11 protein-coding genes are annotated in these 17843 nt (G+C 33.0%); 3 read left to right on the plus strand and 8 right to left on the minus strand.

Translation table 11 applies throughout. The annotated features are described in order from the left end of the window. Positions 1-88 precede the first annotated feature (88 nt). A complete protein-coding gene (locus D9O48_RS12765; protein WP_126973366.1) occupies positions 89-2071 on the plus strand; it encodes a TonB-dependent receptor plug domain-containing protein in 1983 nt (660 codons plus the stop codon). 22 nt (positions 2072-2093) lie between these two features. On the opposite strand, the gene D9O48_RS12770 is transcribed toward D9O48_RS12765, so the two are convergent. The 4 genes from D9O48_RS12770 to D9O48_RS12785 form a co-directional block, all read right to left on the minus strand. Beyond that, positions 2094-3521, minus strand: coding sequence for a RagB/SusD family nutrient uptake outer membrane protein (locus D9O48_RS12770; RefSeq protein WP_126973367.1), 1428 nt, complete (start codon positions 3519-3521; stop codon positions 2094-2096). Positions 3522-3524: 3 nt separating this feature from the next. Further along, positions 3525-6512, minus strand: a complete 2988-nt coding sequence (locus D9O48_RS12775) for a TonB-dependent receptor plug domain-containing protein (protein WP_126973368.1) — start codon at positions 6510-6512, stop codon at positions 3525-3527. 820 nt (positions 6513-7332) lie between these two features. Beyond that, on the minus strand, positions 7333-9891 hold the full coding sequence (locus D9O48_RS12780; RefSeq protein WP_126973369.1) for an alpha/beta hydrolase family protein: 2559 nt from the start codon (positions 9889-9891) through the stop codon (positions 7333-7335). A 75-nt stretch (positions 9892-9966) separates the two neighbouring features. Then, positions 9967-10287, minus strand: a complete 321-nt coding sequence (locus D9O48_RS12785) for a hypothetical protein (protein ID WP_126973370.1) — start codon at positions 10285-10287, stop codon at positions 9967-9969. A 634-nt stretch (positions 10288-10921) separates the two neighbouring features. Here D9O48_RS12785 and D9O48_RS12790 point away from each other — a divergent pair. Beyond that, a complete protein-coding gene (locus D9O48_RS12790) occupies positions 10922-11326 on the plus strand; it encodes a hypothetical protein (RefSeq protein ID WP_126973371.1) in 405 nt (134 codons plus the stop codon). A 990-nt stretch (positions 11327-12316) separates the two neighbouring features. Here the strand turns inward: D9O48_RS12790 and D9O48_RS12795 are convergent. Together D9O48_RS12795 and D9O48_RS12800 are read right to left on the minus strand one after the other, a co-directional pair. Beyond that, positions 12317-12646 carry a hypothetical protein gene (locus D9O48_RS12795; RefSeq protein ID WP_126973372.1) on the minus strand — a complete coding sequence of 110 codons (330 nt, stop codon included), beginning with the start codon at positions 12644-12646 and terminating at the stop codon, positions 12317-12319. 287 nt (positions 12647-12933) lie between these two features. Further along, the gene (locus tag D9O48_RS12800; RefSeq protein WP_126973373.1) at positions 12934-15477 is read right to left on the minus strand and encodes an alpha/beta hydrolase family protein; all 2544 of its coding nucleotides are present in this window, start codon (positions 15475-15477) and stop codon (positions 12934-12936) included. Between the two features lie 670 nt (positions 15478-16147). Between D9O48_RS12800 and D9O48_RS12805 the strand changes: the two genes are divergently transcribed. Continuing rightward, entirely contained in the window at positions 16148-16558 is a 411-nt protein-coding gene (locus D9O48_RS12805) for a hypothetical protein (protein WP_126973374.1), read from the plus strand. A 170-nt stretch (positions 16559-16728) separates the two neighbouring features. Here D9O48_RS12805 and D9O48_RS12810 read toward each other — a convergent pair whose 3' ends face one another. Together D9O48_RS12810 and D9O48_RS12815 are read right to left on the minus strand one after the other, a co-directional pair. Beyond that, positions 16729-17217: a peroxiredoxin family protein gene (locus tag D9O48_RS12810; protein ID WP_126973375.1), complete on the minus strand. Its 489-nt coding sequence runs from the start codon at positions 17215-17217 to the stop codon at positions 16729-16731. A gap of 204 nt (positions 17218-17421) precedes the next feature. Next, complete coding sequence (locus tag D9O48_RS12815) at positions 17422-17826, minus strand: GxxExxY protein (RefSeq protein ID WP_126973376.1); 405 nt, start codon at positions 17824-17826, stop codon at positions 17422-17424. Positions 17827-17843 lie beyond the last annotated feature (17 nt).

The following is a 17843-nucleotide window of genomic DNA, read 5'->3' on the forward strand; positions in this document are numbered from 1 at the left end:
AAAAGTACAGGATAGAAAAAAAATACCCGAATTTATTTGTTAGATGAATCTAACTTTGTAGTTTTGTTGTGAAGAAAATAAAGTTAATATGGATAAAATATTGTTACTCATCGGATTTGTATTTTTAGCACAGGATGTATTTTCGCAAGACAAAGAAAAACAAGACACTTTACAGGAAGTGGTAGTGACCGGCAACATGCGAACCGTTTTTAAATCGGCTTCGATTGTTCCCATTGAATTATATAAACCGGCTTTTTTCAGTAAAAACCCGACCATGAGTTTTTTTGAATCGGTTGAGTTAATCAACGGGGTACAGCCGCAGATTAATTGTAATGTTTGTAATACCGGCGACATTCATATTAATGGTATGGAAGGCCCGTATACACTGATTTTAATTGACGGAATGCCGATTGTGAGCGGCCTCAGTACGGTGTACGGCTTATCGGGTATTCCCAATAGCCTCGTAGAAAGGGTAGAACTGGTAAAAGGCCCTGCCGCCGCTTTATACGGTTCTGAAGCCATGGGCGGTATCATTAATATCATTACCAGATCACCCAACAACTCACCCCGTTTTTCTGTAGATCTGATGGGCACCGACTGGGGTGAAAGCCAGGCCGATGTTTCCACCGCTTTTAAAGCTGGTAAATGGAATTCTTTACTGGGCATCAATCACTATAATTTTCAGCAACGCATCGACAGAAACAACGACGGCTTTACCGATATGGCACTGCAAAAAAGAATCGCATTGTTTAATAAATGGACGCTCGAACGTAAAAGTGGTAAAGAATTATCCCTCGCCGGCAGGTATGTGTGGGAGGAGCGCTGGGGCGGACAAACCAACTGGGGTAAACAATTTCTCGGAACAGACAGTGTATATGGTGAATACATCGAAACCAACCGCTGGGAGGTATTGGGGCAGTATCAGTTAGCTACCAAAGAGGATATTCGCGTGCAATGGTCGCTGAACGGGCACCGCCAGCGCTCCATGTACGGAAACACCTCTTTTGATGCCGACCAGACCGTAGCGTTTGTACAGGCTTTATGGAACAAACAATGGCGCGAGCACCAGAGCTTATTGGTAGGAGCTACTTACCGGTATACCTATTACGATGACAATACACCGGCAACGGAAGGCTATGTAGCTGCAAAGCATACCCGTTTACCGGGCGTGTTTGTACAGAACGAATCAGAGTGGGGTAAACATGCGTTGTTGCTGGGGTACCGGTTAGACCATCATTCGGCACACGGCTGGGTATCATCACCCAGGGTAGGCTGGAAGTATAAGATTAATCCGGTGCAGCAGATCCGGTTAAGTGCGGGTACAGGCTACCGGGTGGTGAGTATCTTTACCGAAGACCATGCGGCTTTGAGTGGTGCGCGCGAAGTGGTGATTAAAGAAGCGTTGAAACCCGAGCAGTCGTATAACTTTTTAGCGCAATACTCGAACAAGTACTATCTGAATAGCTGGATTATTGATGCCGACATCAATGTTTTCTACAACTATTTTACGAATAAAATTATTGCAGATCTGGATACGGATCCTCAGTTGATCATTTATGATAACCTGGAAGGATATGCGGTGAATAGAGGTCTCGGCCTGAATATTACGGCGATACAATCGAACAAATGGCAGTTACAGGCAGGAATTACCTATATGGACGTGTACAGCAAAGAGGGAGGCGAAAAAACAATACAGTTGTATGCACCCCGTTATACGGGCAATCTGATCGTTAGCAGAACCTTACCACGTTCATGGACAGTTGATTTTACGAACAAATGGAATGGCCCTATGCGATTACCGGTGGTACCCAATGATTTCAGGCCGGAATATTCACCGTGGTACGTACTCTCGAATCTGCAGTTGAAAAAAGCCTGGAAATCGTTTGAGATTTACGGCGGCATTAAAAACATCTTTGATTTTGTACCGAAAAACGGTATTCTGCGTCCTTTTGATCCGTTTGACAAATATGCCGACGAAGACCCGAACGGGTATACGTTTGATCCTTCGTATAACTATGCGTCGTTACAGGGGCGGAGAGGTTTTTTAGGGGTGAGGTATGTTATTAATTAATAGTGAGAATAAAAATGATTTTTTACAAATTTGGATTTATGGTTGTTTCAGAAATAGGAATAGGAAGATAAAGCATTTGGTTTGGGTCCCATTTATTTTCCCCCTTGCTTTTTAAAGGAACATAAATCTTCATAATGCTATCAATTAGGTTAGTTCTTTTTAAGGTGAGCCATCTGTCTCCCATTTCTCCAAACATTTCTATTTGTCGTTCTTTTAAAATTATATGTAAATCTATGTTTTCGATATCATTATATTTAGAATAATTTATGGAGGAAATTTTATTTAAGTAATACAGACTTAAATCCTTTTGATCATTCATATAGTAAGCTTCTATTAGATTAAAGTAAACTAATGGTAGTCGTAACAAAACAAATCTTTCTTTTAAAGAATTGACATCGTAAGAGCCAGTAACTTTATATTTGTATGGTAAATAATACCATTTCGATTCAAAATAAACTGAATCTATAAAATTGATTCGTCTATTGTCATATTCACTCATTTTATTAATTAGAGAGTCTGATAAGGAAAAGGGTCTGGTAAAAGAAACGAATGGTACTATAGAAGGAACTAGTTTATAATTTAAAAAAGTAGCATTAGCGTTATTATATAGAAAAGTTTGGTTAGAGAAAGAAGGATTTAAGAGCCATATGTTTTCAGATGATGGTATTTCAAATTTTTTAGAAAAATTAGACTCAAAATTGTATTTTTCTATTAAAGATAAAGAATGATAAATTGATTTGTTATAATCCTTTTTTAATAAGTAGAATGCAGATAAATAATAAGATACTACGTCTTTATTGATCCTTTCAGTGTAGCTGAAATTAGTACTGCTATTATTTATTTTATTTTTATTTTCATGTATTGATGAAAATACATTGTTTAGTTCATCTATGCAAAAGTTGATAATTATATTAGTATTTGTTCTGGGTGTTATAAAATTTATATCAATATCTGAGGAGGTAATTAACGGCGCTTCTTGGTAGAGTTGAACTATGTAGAAGTATAAAATACTTCTAATACTCTTTATTTCATTTATATATTTTTTATGGCTGTGTTTTTCTTCGTCTAAAACATCATTTAGCATTACATTGCATCTAATAATTATTTTATAAAAAGGAATGAAGAAGTTTGGTGTTCCGATAGGTTCGTTGGTGTAGTACGAATTATTGTAGGAGTTTCTTAATATGTTGTTGCTTGGGAAAAATACATCTTTAAACTCATCCGAAAATGCTCCTAGTATCACACTGATGTTAGCATCAGGCGTATTTGACGTCTCATTGTTAAATAAAGTGTATAAATCATTATATATACTAGATATATATGAATCTAATAAGTTCTCATCGGAAATTATTTCATTAATAACAATAAATGATTTATTAGTAGGTGCGGAAATTGTTTTTTCACAAGAAGCTACGTAAATTGAAACAAGAATTAAAATATATTTTTTCATGATTTAGAAATTAATTTGTGTAGTTATGCCTGTGTTTAATAGTATAGGTAATAAATTATTAGAGTTGTTTTCATAATTGAGTTCCTTGTTACTAGTAGCTATTAGTAAGTTGTTTATATAGGCCGTAAAGTTGATTCCTTGAATTCCAATTATTTTCTCTAACTTGTATGTTATGGATAAGTTGTTTATTCTTAAGAAATTACTATTTAATTTGTTAAGATAACCATTTGGCAAATTAGGAGCACTGGAGATAATGAATTTTTGATAATTGGAATTATTGTTTACGTCAAAGTTTTCATATAGAAGAAATCTGTAATTGTTAGTATTGTCTCCTGGTGATGCCTGAGTCACCCCATAGTTTAGAATTTTCCTATCTATATTTTTTTCATTTCTGTAAAATAATGTTAGGTTTGCTGAGATTTTTTTCGATTGATAATTGATGATAAAACTTCCATAAAAATTGATTGGGGTTTCAATAAGTTCTCTCTTAGCTAGTGTTTTTGAATAGATTATTTTTCCGTCTTTGTCATAATACGAGTACAATCCTGTACCCTGATCTACTCCTGCATATTGGAAATATGGGGAAAGAGATTTTGTTTTTCCAATAATTAGTGTATTTGCGTATGAAGATTTTTCAATATCAGGGAAGCTTACAAGTTTGTCTGTTGGGATAGTAAATATTGATTGTATATTTAAAGTTTTTTCTTTTTTGAAGTTAATTGAATATCCTAAGTTTATTTCTAATGATCTATTTTCGAATACACCTGGGAAATTCCTGAAAATACTAGTTTGTCCTAAGTATTCCGGTAGTCTATAATTTATTAGTAAATCTTTAGATTTTGTTAGTGAGTAATCTAGGATGAGAGATATTTTTTTATATTTTAAGTCGATACCTATATTTGACTTTCTTAAGTCTTCCCATTTGTAGTTTCTTGAATACAAATTTATTTCTTTTATTATTCCATTGTTTGGATAATTTTGGGAGCTGGAGTATATGAATCTCTGCATATAGCCGTAATCTGGTATGTTGTCATTCCCAAGTCTACCGTATGTAATTCTAGGTTTTAAATAAAAATTTTTATTGTTAAACCAGTTTTCATCTGATAAATTCCAGCCAATTCCAAAACTGTAGAATGACGACCATCTATTTTCTGGAGAGAATCTACTGCTGCCGTCATACCTATAGTTAATATTAAAATTGATATTATTTATTCTTGTTAAAAGTCTATTGTATATGGCAAAATATCTATAATAAATTTGATCTTGTGATTTATTGTATCCTGTATTGTAATAGTTGATGTTAGTTACATACTCTTTTATTGGATTTCCTGTATAAGTTACTAGTATACCTTCATTGTTACTATTATTGTAGTTAATACCTGAGATATTAGTTATTTGTATTAAATTAAAAATTTTTATATCTTTTAATGTTATGAAGCTTTCTAGATTATGTTTCCAAGATTCATATTTCTTTAGACTATATGATCCAATTACATTTGGGTAAATCAATCTACCAGAAGAATTTATTTGTGTAATATATTTGTCAGTAGAAGTATTGTATGAAAGACCATATATAAAATCATAATCAATATTTCTATTTATTCTATATTTTATGTTTAAAGAATTTATCATGTCAATATTATTGTATTGAAGAATATCTTCAGATCTATTTAAAGGATGTTGAATGTTGCTAGCATATAATTGTTTATCTTTATATTTCCATATTACTTCATCTTTGTTCCAAATTTCTATGGGTAGGTTAGGTGGTGCAGTTACAGAGAAATTAGTTAAGTCTATTGAATTTTGGTTTGAAAATGTGAAACCAATATTACTTGTATTTGTAATTATGAGATTATTATTGAGTAACTCTTTCTCCCAATTGTTACTTATGTTAAATTGATTAAAGTAGCTTTTGTCGTCATAAAAATGCTTATTTGGTTTGAAATTGAATGAGAATCTATTTGATGCTCCTTTTGTATAAGAGGATACAGAAAAACCAATACTATAGTTAAAGACAGAATGTCCCATAACAATTTTTTGCCAGTCGTTATATTCAGTTGAATCGTATAGTGTCATGTCATAGAATGCTTGACCACTTATGTTTGTGATTCCACTATTATTTATTGCTGTTTTTCTCATTTGAAGATATTCTTCTGTATTCATCAAATCTAGGCGTCTTGGTTGCCAACTCAAATTTGAATTTGATATTAGAGTTATTGTATTTGAAAGTGCTTTTTTTGTTTTAATTACAATCGCTCCATTTGCTCCCCTGCTACCATATATTGCCACTGCATCAGCGTCTTTAAGTATAGTTATACTTTCTAAATTGTTAAAGTCAATGAAGTCTATGAAGTTTCCTCTTGAGTTTTGATTGGGAATGGCTGGAATTACTTGATTTCCACCCTGTGGTGTCTTAGCTATAGAATTTGTTTGATATTCTGAAATTACTACTCCATCTATTACGTATATGGGTGGTGCTGCGAAAAGAAGACTTTGATCACCTTGTATCCTTACTTTAGACGCTTGACCAAGGCCACCCCCGCTAACTTTTATATCTAATCCTGGTGCTAATCCTTGTAGAGCCGAGAGCGAGTTACTTGTATTAAGTACAGGTACTTTCGTCATATCAATAGTGGAGACGTTTCCAATAGTTGTTCTTCTAGTGGTACTTTCATACGAAGTAACCACTGCTGCATCTAAAAAATTATCGTTTGATTTTAAGGTGAATTTGTTCACGTTTCTGGTTACTTTCTCACAAAACATTTGGAAACTCACATGTGTAAAACACAATTGCTGGTTGAGGTAGGAGGAATCCAGTGTGGCGGTACCATCGGCATCGGTTTTGCCGATTACTTTTTTGTTGGCTTCTACAGTAGCTTCGGCAACCGGTTTTCCTTCTCCGTCAACGAGGGTAACCGTTACCTGTGCCTGCGCAGCAACAACAAAAGCCATCAATAGCAGTATTGATGAAATTATTTTAGTTAAGCCCATTGTTGCAATTAGTTGTTTGTATGTTAATGTTGATAGTTATACAATACCCGGAGTATCCGCAACAGGTATCGTAATGCTGCGCAGCATAAAATAAGAGGAAATCAGAATTGGGAATTCGAAATAATACAAAAGTTCATTCAGTGAGTAAAACAAAATAAAAACATCAGAAGAATATGGTACAGTACAAGTACGGTTACCTACCCCATCCATAGAAAAAGTATGTACTTAAATTTCTTTAAGCACATACCAACAAATACTAAAAATGGGAAAAAACTACTATCGGCTCAGCCGAATGCTAAGAAGGTGTGTCTATTATTTTCAGGTTCACAGAACCAAGTAAATCGATTGGCAAGCTAACAGATTAACGCATGAGTTTTGAAATATAACCGGAGAACGGGTACGAATGTCGTACAGTCTGCCAGGTTCATTGAATTATTACAGTGCCCACCGGAAGTTAAGTACATAATATACTATCCCCCACTTTTTCAAGCCGGTTAACATCGCTGTTAACCACGATCTGCACTGTAAGTAATTCAACCGTGTTATGTTCTTACGTATCACATAACAGCTTTCTTTTTGTAAATTTTCTCGCTTTTTACTTTGAGCAATTTACATCGCGCAGACGTTTTTCACAGAATACCGAATTTAAAAACTATTCGTTAATCTGTGATGAAATCTCGGAGGCACTTCATAAGTATTGGATCTGTTGGTTTTTCATATTCATCAAATCTAAATTATGCTTCATATTTTAAAAAGATTCAGTTTGTGTAATAATTTTTTTGTTAAATGATTATTTGATTAAACAAATTGATTTGAATTATTAATTTTTTTTGTTGAAATTTGGAATCCAAAATGATTCTTTACTGTTTTTATCTTTTAAGAAATAATTTAAGTAGTCTATTAATATTAAATATAGTGATTCTTGTATTTCTCTTTTATATATACTATGTCCTTCTTTATGGAAGTTTAGTAAATAAGTATTTTTTTCTAATAGTTTTGTTTTTATATAAGTTAAGTATCCATTATTGCTACTTATTGTTGCGTCATTATCATTTAATAGAAACAGAATAGAGGATTTTATTTGTTGCAATTTGAAAAATGGATCTCTTTTTAGTATTTCTTCATAATTATTGTGAATATCTCTATACATGTTGTACTTGCTATTGAATGTATACATTGTTTTTCTTGTGAATCTGCTGTGTCTTTCAGTTTCATTTTTTGAAACTATTTCATAATCGGTAAATTGACTTATGTCTAATAATTCGGATAATATTCCATTCGATATTATAGAACATTTTACTATGGTATCATTTGTTAATACACCAAGTACCTGACCAGCAGATCTACTGTGTCCTAATATTCCAATATTATCTTTATCAATATTGGGTATGGTTGATATTATTTTTTTTATTATTTCGTTTACTAAATTAGAATTGCTCGAATAAATTCCATCTTGGAAAGGTAAGTCTATGTAGCAGATTGCGTATCCCTGATGAAGTAAATTTAATTCATTCATTAAACCATTTGAAGATATGTTTTGTATTTCATAATTGGAATTAGAAATATTACTTATGAAATGGAAACCATGCATCTTGTTCAAATAAATAGATATTATTAAAGGGTACTTTATTGAGCGATCAAATTTTTTTGGATATTTTATCCCCCCCATAACTATTCTATCTTCATTTTCATAAGAAAAAATATTGTACTCTAAAGAGTCATATTTTTTTTCATATAAAATATCTAATTTTTTTTTTGTTTTACTATTCAAGTCATATATGAAGACAGATGTTCCTTTAAGTAGATTTGTCTCTGACCAAACGATTTTATCTTGAACTACACGAAAAAATCCTCTAGATGAATCAATGTTTGGATAGTATAGTCGGTTGTATGGAAACTTGTAACTGTCATTGCTAGAAATTACTTTTGTACTATTACTCGTCAAAATTTCAATTTCAGAATTTCCATTTCTTTCATTTAAAGAATAAATTATGTATGATGTGTCATTTGGCATATTTACCAATATACTATTTTTGTAATCGTTTTTTTTTAGTGTATTTTTTAAGACATTAACTTTTCCATTAGAATCTACAATGAATATTTTTTTTTCGGAACTGATATAAGTTTTCTTCTGAATTGGATTGTATGCATTTATTTCAATATATTTTCTGTTTTCTTGCAGATCTATATTGTTTTTTTTGAATTCAAATTTTTCAAATATATTAATTGATGTATCTTTTTTGAAATCATATCGAATTATATTTCTTTTTTTGTTGCATATATATATATATCTTCCGTCTGTAGTAGGTTCGTAAGATTCGACATCATTAACTAATGAATCTATTCTAATGGTTTTATTAAATATTTTATTGTGTATATGTGTCTCTTGTATTAATTCTTCTTTGTATATATGAAAAATATTATTTAATTCAAGGAAAGAGTTTTTGCTAATGAGTTTACTTTCATTACTGAAAGGTGTTAATAGTCTATTTAAATATTTGTATTGCTGCTTTGTCTCCCCTGTTTTTATATTTATTGATTCAATTGTTTTTATTTTTTGGAGTGTTTGGTTTGAAGTTAATTCTAAGAAGTAGTTGATGTCGAGTATTGATGAAGAAATGAAATATTCTTTTATAGTTGTTGTGTCTTTTTCTTTCTTTATAATTATGTTGTTGTCAAAATATATTTTTTCGGTTATGATTCTTTTATTCAAGTCTTCTAATATATGTGAAATGTTATTTTTTTCTTTTAATAATTTTTCTAAGTTATTACTAATTATGTAGAGGTGACTTTTTGATACTATTAGTGTTTCTTCAGGTCCAGTTATTACTTGATTTATATTTTCATTTATGGTTAAGAATTTTTTACCTTTTAAAATGATATTGAATGATTTTTTTTTGAAAATATACATATATTCTTTATCTATATTGTACCTTTCTACTTTTTGTATGTTATGAATTTTTTTTTCTGTATCCATATTTAATACATATATAGTATTGTCTGTTAACTCTACTATGAATTCATCTTCTTCTTTTTGGTATTTTTTGATATCTCCTAGTTTTTCTACATTGTAATCCATCCCAGATGAGAAAGTAATCTTTAGTAATTCTTTGTTTCGGTCAATGTATATTGTATTTTTTATTATGGAGAATATAGTATTACCATGTATTTTTATTTTTTTGTTGTTTACATGTACAATTAGAGTGTCGTTATTGTATTTATAGATATATGATTTACCAGTTGAACTTAATTTTAAATCCATAGGAATGTTAGAATCATATTCTTCTTTATATTTTTGTATATAATCGTTTGATAATTGTCCGTTAAGTATTTGTGAGTTTATAAGGATAAGAATAATAGAAAATATTAGATATCGCATGTTTTTAATATATAACTAGCTTTTAAATAAAAAGTACTAACATATGAAGTATCAATGTTAGTACTTTTTTAAATATTATTCTTGAATTAAGAATATTTGCTCACAACTTAAAAAACTTAAGTTTGTACTGATGTACTCTTCAATTGTTTGATTAGTAGCTAGATCTTGTGCTTTTACAAATCTATTCAAACTACTACTGCGCAAAGCCCAATAAGCTATAACTCCGCCTTCTACAGTACCATTGCGTAAAATTGCGCATGTATTTGGATCTGTAGGTTTAACAGGATGTGTTGTTTGAGGAATCGCATAGAAATTATCTGGTCCAATCGCTTTAGCAGAAGTAAACGCAATAAACCCAACTACTGCAAAAGCTGCAATTTGAAAGAACTTTTTCATGATTTTTCTGATTAAAATGGTTAATTAATAGTGATCAATACTTGCTGGCCGGCAAAGTTTTTTTGTTTGATTTGTGTTATACAAACCAATTTGATTCAATGATTTATCTATTGTTGAACGGTTAGTAACCGGTCATTTTATTGTAAGATTTTTGCTTGGTTCGTTAGATAACAAACGAAGTGGTAGATTTATTTTCAATAGATCTGTTTTGTTGATTCTGGTCAATAATTTGCTGAAAAAATGTTGTTTTGGTGAAAAAACTGTTACACTTTTTTCTTTTATTGTACCACTGATTATCTTTGTGGTAGTTTGTTTTAGTTTGTTGTTGAATGGTCTTCGAATTCCCGCTTTCTATATCCACGGTTAATAAAATGCCTTGAATGAGAAGGATAGTGATTTATCGGTTTGCTGCTGCACTGGTTCATTGCTTTCACGCTTTTGTTAATACTAAGTTACGCTCGAAAAACTACCTATGAACTTTTGTTTTAATCTGAAAAATTAGCTTCGCCTATTCAAAAAGTATTGTTCCTTATTTATAACAGTAACTGTACTTACCGGGTTATTTTCAGTCAATTTTAAGTATTGCCCTGTTAAAACAAGAGAATATTAATTCATTCATTTTAAATGTGCTTACGTGAGTTTTAGAAAAATATCGTTAGAAGAAAAGATGATCATGATCGCCGATTGTGAAGTTTCGCTGAAAGAACTGAAAATGAGTTTACTGGCCGGTGCACTGGTTTCAGCCGACCATTATCGCCACGATTATCAATTGGTGAAACAAAAATGTACTAGCCTGGCAGAGGTTATCAGAATAGATAATGAAGATGCTTATACACGCGTGCTGGCAGTGATCAATTTCTTGTTAGAAGATTTGCAGGACTTGTTCGCTAAAACGGAAAAGACGGTGATTGATTTTTCAGATATCGAAAGTGAAGCTTTTGTTACTTACGACCTGCTGATCGTTGATATCATGGAGCGTATTAACCATGTGTTCTTTTGTTTAAACAAACTGACAGAGATGGTGTTAAATGATGATTAATTGTAAAAGTAAAGAGTCTTTATATTTATTTTAATCCACATGAATCTACTCTTCGTATAAAATATATTAAAGAAGTAACTAAAATATATTTTATCATACATTCATTAAATAACAGAATTAATAATCAAATTTTTAATATTTGCAAACTAAGAAGATCTCTATTTGAACTTAACTTGACTTTTCTATTACATTATATTGGCAGTATTAATAATTTTGATGAGAATTGTGATGAAATAATGAAATTGCATGAAAATTTTGTTGAATCATTACTGGTAGACGAGAATAATATATACCATAAATATGTATTGAAGATTGAGTTTTATTAAATGATTTACAATGAAATATTAACGGATTGGATGTTTATTAATGCTGAAGATTCTGGTATTTCCACCAACAGTGATAGATCTGTTTTGAAATTGTCAGAAGTAGTTAATGAAATTGTAAATTGTTTAGATTAGCTCATAATTAATTTAAAAGAGACTAGATATTTAAAAAAGTATAGGGTACTGAGTTGTACCCTGTATTACTCTACTGCAAGAATGATTAGTTCACAAGAGAAGTTAGAATCGCCACCCATTCTGGCCCTATATTGTGCCAATGTCTCTCCTGGATTTAAGTCTGATTGTCTAACAAAACGTCCTGGAGGAGGGGTGTGTTGAAAAAGAGCCCAGTATCCTTGTCCAAAAGGAAATTCAAATCTGTTTGGTATCGGCGCTGTACATTCAGATACAGGAGGCCTAATACTTGGGTCGATTATACCAGGTTTAATGTAATAAACATCCCCACGTAAAATGGAACTAGATACTAATGTCGTAAATAGCACTATAGAAAATGCTAAGATTTGATATTTTTTTTTTATTATAACTGTATTTAGATTAAAAAGATATGTTATGTTTAAATAATTATCAGTAATTATATTAAATGATAAATTCTCTAAAAATGTTTTGATTAATTAGAATGTTGTATCTATGTAATATTATTTAATGGTTATTATTCGTGGATAAGAAATATTTGCCGACAAGTAAAACTATAATAGCCTTCACTGTAGATATAGCTCATAATTGTTTGACCGGGCCATAAATCTGATCCCTTTACAAATCGTGCCCATCTTAAATCGTATACTGCCCAATAGGATGTTCCAAAAGTACTTTCAATACGAAAATGTATTTCTTGTTCAGCACATTCTTCTACAAAAAGTGGTTCAATAGGGTAGTTTGGTATCCAATAAACAAAATAGGAATCAAATCCTTTGTAACTGGCTGAGCTAAACACTATACCGGCTGTTACCAGAAACGCCAGTAGCTGTACTGTCTTTTTCATTGTAAGTAGTTTTAAATGAATTAATATTGTAGCAATAGCACGTACACCCGGGTGAATACCATCGGTTTCATTTGTTAAGGATAGAATCAGTGCGTTTAAAAGGGAGTGAGTAGAAGAGAAATAAAGAAAGGTTATTTTTATAGGGAGTAATAAAGGTTAACCTGTTATACTAAATTACTTCTTTAACTTTTCATGACACCTTCTTTTATAACCGGTTTAGCCGTTTATTTCAATGAAATGATACCTCCGGCTCAATAGCAGGAGTACCCATACTTTAAAGGATAGTTTTACGGTTGCCTGAATGCCCAGGGCTTATTTTTATCGTTTTTCTCTTTTAAGTAAAAGTTTAAGTAACTCATCAGTATCCGGTAAGCCTGGGCCGCATTTTCGGGCTTTAACAGATTATGCCCCTCTTTGTGAAAGTTCAACAGATAGGTATTTTTGTTCAGCAGCTTTGTTTTGATATAGGTAAAATACCCGTTATTGCTGCTGATACTGCCGTCGGCATCGTTTAATAGGAATAGTACGGTACTATTTAAGCGGTTCAATTGTAAAAACGGATCTTTGGTCTGTATATACGAATAATCGTTTTTCAGGTCTTCTAATTGGTTGTAGGAGCTGTTCATCGAATAACCTAGTTTTCTGAAAAATCGGCTGCTCCGCTCAGGAGAGTAAGGGCTGTTAGTAAAACTGTAATCTGAAAACTGGCTGGCATCGAGCAGTTCAGACAGTACCCCATTCGAAATTACTGCCGTCTTTACGAGCGTATCGGTGGTTAATACCCCCAATGCCTGTCCGGCTGTTCGGCTATGCCCCAACAGCCCGATACTGGCCAGGTCGATGTGTTGATTTTTTGAGAATACCTTCCGGATAATTTCATTGGCATAATACGAGTGGCTCGAATAAATACCGTTCTCAAAAGGGATGTCTATATAAGCAATGATATACCCCTGGTGCAGCAGGTTCAGTTCATTCAATAAGGCACTCCGGGCAATGTTTTGCAATTCACCCGCATAGTTACCCATCGACGGAAAATGTAAGTGATGCAATTTGTTCAGGTACAAAGAAATAATCACCGGGTATTTTTTTGCCATGTCAAAGTTTTTCGGGTATTTTAACCCGCCCCTGATCAGTTCTTTGCCGGTGTGGTAAGAAAAGTATTCGTATTTCAACGAATCATATTGTTTTTCAAATACCACCGGCAGGTGCTTTACCGATTCGGTGGTAAGATCGTAAGTGTATATCCGGGTACCGGTGGCCAGGTTACTTTCAGACCATACGATGAACCTGCCTTTTATAAAAAAATAGCCTTTTTCATAATCTTTATTCGGCAGGTACAAAGCCGCCTGCGGAATTTTATAACTGTCATTGGCCGTCAGCACTCTATTTTTGTTGCCATGGATATAGTTCAGCGATGAAATGCCCGTTTCTTCATTCAGTGAGTAAACCAGGTATTGATTTTTGTCAACTACTTTATACAGCACCGTATTTTGAAAGCTGCCTTTGGCGAGCCGGGTGGTGATAAATTCTATCTTACCTGCCGCATCTATCATTAAAGGATCTCCGTTGGTATTAAAATAAGCCTTTTGTTCTTGCTCATCATAGTGTGCTAATTGCAGGTAATCTCTGCTGTCGTTTACCTGGATATTGTATGGTTTAAAAGGAAATGATTGCATTAACAGCATCAATGACCGTTGCTGAAAGTCGTAGCGGTACAAAGACTGCTGCCGGTCGGCTATGTATAAGAACCTGGCGTCTGGCGTAATCACAAAGGTATTACAGGAGGGTACCAGAGAATCAATCTGAATAGATTGCTCATACGGGATATTGTAAACAGTACTTCTGATAACCGGCAGGTTATCCACCGTCATTAGTTCGTTGTTTACCTCAATATTAGCATCATAAATGAACAGGTCTCTGTACAGGTTAAACTCATTTTTGGCCCTCCTGCTCAAAAAAGAAAACACAGTACCGGTATCTCCGCTTAGAATATCTGTAAATCGAATGGTGGTGATATGGCTGGCTTTGAGGTTTGAGCTGATTTCGTGAAAATAGTTCAGGTCAAGCTGTGGTGCAGATAAATAGAAATCCTGAACGGTACCCGTGTCTTTAACTTCTTTGGAATAGATTTTATTATTAGAATGAGTATACTGAATACCCGGTTGGGAGAACATTTGCTGATCAGTGTTATTGAAACGATGGTGAAGGGTCGTTACTTTTCCGGTGGTATTGTTGATTTTATGAATCTGTGTGGCGGTAACGATCAGGTTTTCTGTTTTTCCTTCAATCACGGTCAGTATACTGTCAGAAAAAACATGTTGCTGTTGTTGAAACAGGTAAATGTTTTCACCTTTGGTATTGGTAAGCACCACATACTGCTCCAGATCACCTTTGGTGCGAAAGTTTTCTATGTTTTGATATTCCTCGTAATAATTATCAGTAAAAAGTAACAGGTTTTTATTTTTCAGATGCAGTATTTTTTTTGAAAAAATCAGGTTAATACCTATAAAATCACCTAGTTCCTGGTCGGATTCAAGTGGTTTTAATAGATTTTTTTTGAACAATTTATTGTTATTGGAATACAACAGCATTTTATTATCCATATAGAATATAAATCTTGCCGTAATATCAATAATTTGGTCAGGAGTATGTAACTTGATCAGCTGTTGATTGTATTTATAAACATAGGTTTTGCCATCGGGGCTGATTTTGAAATTTTCTATCAGGTTGGAGCTGTAGTTACTGCTAACAGAATCAATATACTGCCTGCTCAGTTGAGCGGGTAATGTTTGTGCGATGAGTAGTACTAAAAATGAAAAAAAGAGTTTCATAATAGAAGGTTAGGGGTGAGTGGTAAATAATATAAAACACGATGAGCAATAGACGAAAGAGCATTTAACCCTAAAAGCAGTTTATTCGTTTTACTGTGTATTTGAACCTTAAAAGATAGAAGAGATTGAAATTCCTGAATTTATAATAGCTAAAAGAGCTACGATCGGTTTGGCAGGGATGTTTAAAAAATAAATATTTGAAAAACAGGTTACTTTTTTTGTTTTAGATAGTTATATAGAGGATGAAGAGTAACTCGAAAAAGCCTCATTTCTGTTGATCCTTGTCAATATTTGCTTCAAAAAAGCAAAATAGAGATAAACAGTATCAATATTTTTTCGGAATTGTTAATCTTCGTGTTATATTTGCTCTCAGACTTCGCATACAGTATATATATCGATTTAAACACACCTCTTCATGAATTGAGCAGTTAGTTAAAAGAATAATTGCCAGCACGCTTTTTTATTTTAACTATTTCTGCTGTGGAGCATTTCCTCGTAAGGATTCTTCTGCTAGTATTGTGCAATGCTATTCTATTACATGCATAGCTTTTTGCGCATTACTAAATCATTGCTACCAGTAACAAAAGTAGCCATGCCGATTGATGGATGTTTACCATCTTTTTGGTAGAAAGTGTATATAATAACTAAATCTAAACTTAATTTTTTTTAAATGGAGGACCAGATCGAAGAGTTTCAAAACCGTTTTGTAAAACTGAGTGAATTAGGTGAAGCCTTATTTAATATTAAGTTCAGTGGATTGTACTCTTTTTTGGGTGCGATCTATGATCATAATGAAATGTTTGAAATTGCTAAAGAAAAGTATGATGAATATTTGAATACCTTGCCCGTATCGTCAATTTCAATCTATTCAAAACAGCTGACGGCAGTTACTGCTGCGATGCGGAAAATTGAAGACTTGTTAGCTGAATTTGATGAGGTCAGAGAAATTTCCCCTAAAGGAGAGGAAGCACAGATTCATTATGAAAGTATGTTAATCGCTGATTTAACCGAAGAGGTTAATTGTGTATTTCCCCATTTGGATAAACTTCGCCGGTTGATGCTGGGAGAAGATATTTTTTGAGGATGCAGCTGGCAAATATTCAGGAATGCAAGAATTCAGTTGATGCAAAATACAGGCTTCCCCCAATTGATAGCCTGGAGTGCTGTATAAGAAACATGAAGAGAACAAAAAAATGGTGGATATATTTTATCTCATCGCGTTTTTTGGCTTCATGTTTCTGACAGGCTCTTTTAATGTAAAACATTTTCCACTGTTCCGATGGTTAAAATACCTCCTTGCCGTAAGGCAATTTCCTGTTGTTTGTTTACAATGATATTATAAGGCACACCGGTAGCGCCGGCGTATTTCCATAAGTCCTGGTTTTTATCAATCACATGTTTGAATTTTGATAAGGTATCAATACCGAGTTCCTGCTGAAAGTTGATGGCTTCGGCTGTACTGCCTGTGCTCGCCAGAATAATCTGAAAGTTATTGATATGGTTGTATTTACCGATATAGTAAGTGAGCTGTTCTTTACAGAACGGGCAATCTGCTCTGTAAAAGAAGATCAGACTGTTCTGGTCTTTTGTCAGTTCCGTCAGGTTTTTTGTGGGCAGGGTACTGTCTTTTACATCGATAACATCCACGTAGGTGGGTAGTTGTTCGATTGTTGCCTGGTCGTTACAGGCGGTGGCAATCAGAAAAAAGGCGAGGGCTGCAGTGAAGATATTTTTATGCATGGTGGCTGTATTTAGAATAATACTAATCTAAGATCCTTTTTTTCAATTGCTAATGAGTGTTTTAGCTGATTAGAATAATTGATTTTATAAATGAAATATTTAGCTTAGTTAAAGTTATCAATAAGAAACATGAAGATAAATTAGTGCTTGAAGGGAATGAAGGTTGCTGCGCAATACCTTAAATTTGCAAACTTTTCAATTCATTTAATCAGGTAGATTCGAAAAATGATCGTTTACTAATGATTTCATCGAACTTCTTATATTTTTGGTTAAAAAGTTAATCAATAACCCATGAGGTTTTTTAAGTATTCTCATGTAAGTATAAAGCTGAGCCACATGAATGGGAAGAATAACTTCTACCGTTTTCAATTCAATGATAATGCAATCATTAACAAGAAGGTCTAACTTCAAGCGGGTATTAATAATAATGCCTTTATAGATTACTGGTGTAGATAGTTGTTGAGAAACTTCATAGCCTTTGCTGGTGAGTTCATAAATCATACATTTTTCATATACACTTTCTAATAATCCGGCACCTAATTCTTTGTGCACACTGATGGCAATACCGGTAATGTCGTAGGAGAGTTGAGTTATCTGCTTTTTAGTCATATAGTTCTTTAGAACTC

Origin of the sequence: Gynurincola endophyticus (assembly GCF_003991195.1) — a bacterium.
Lineage (GTDB): Bacteria > Bacteroidota > Bacteroidia > Chitinophagales > Chitinophagaceae > Gynurincola > Gynurincola endophyticus.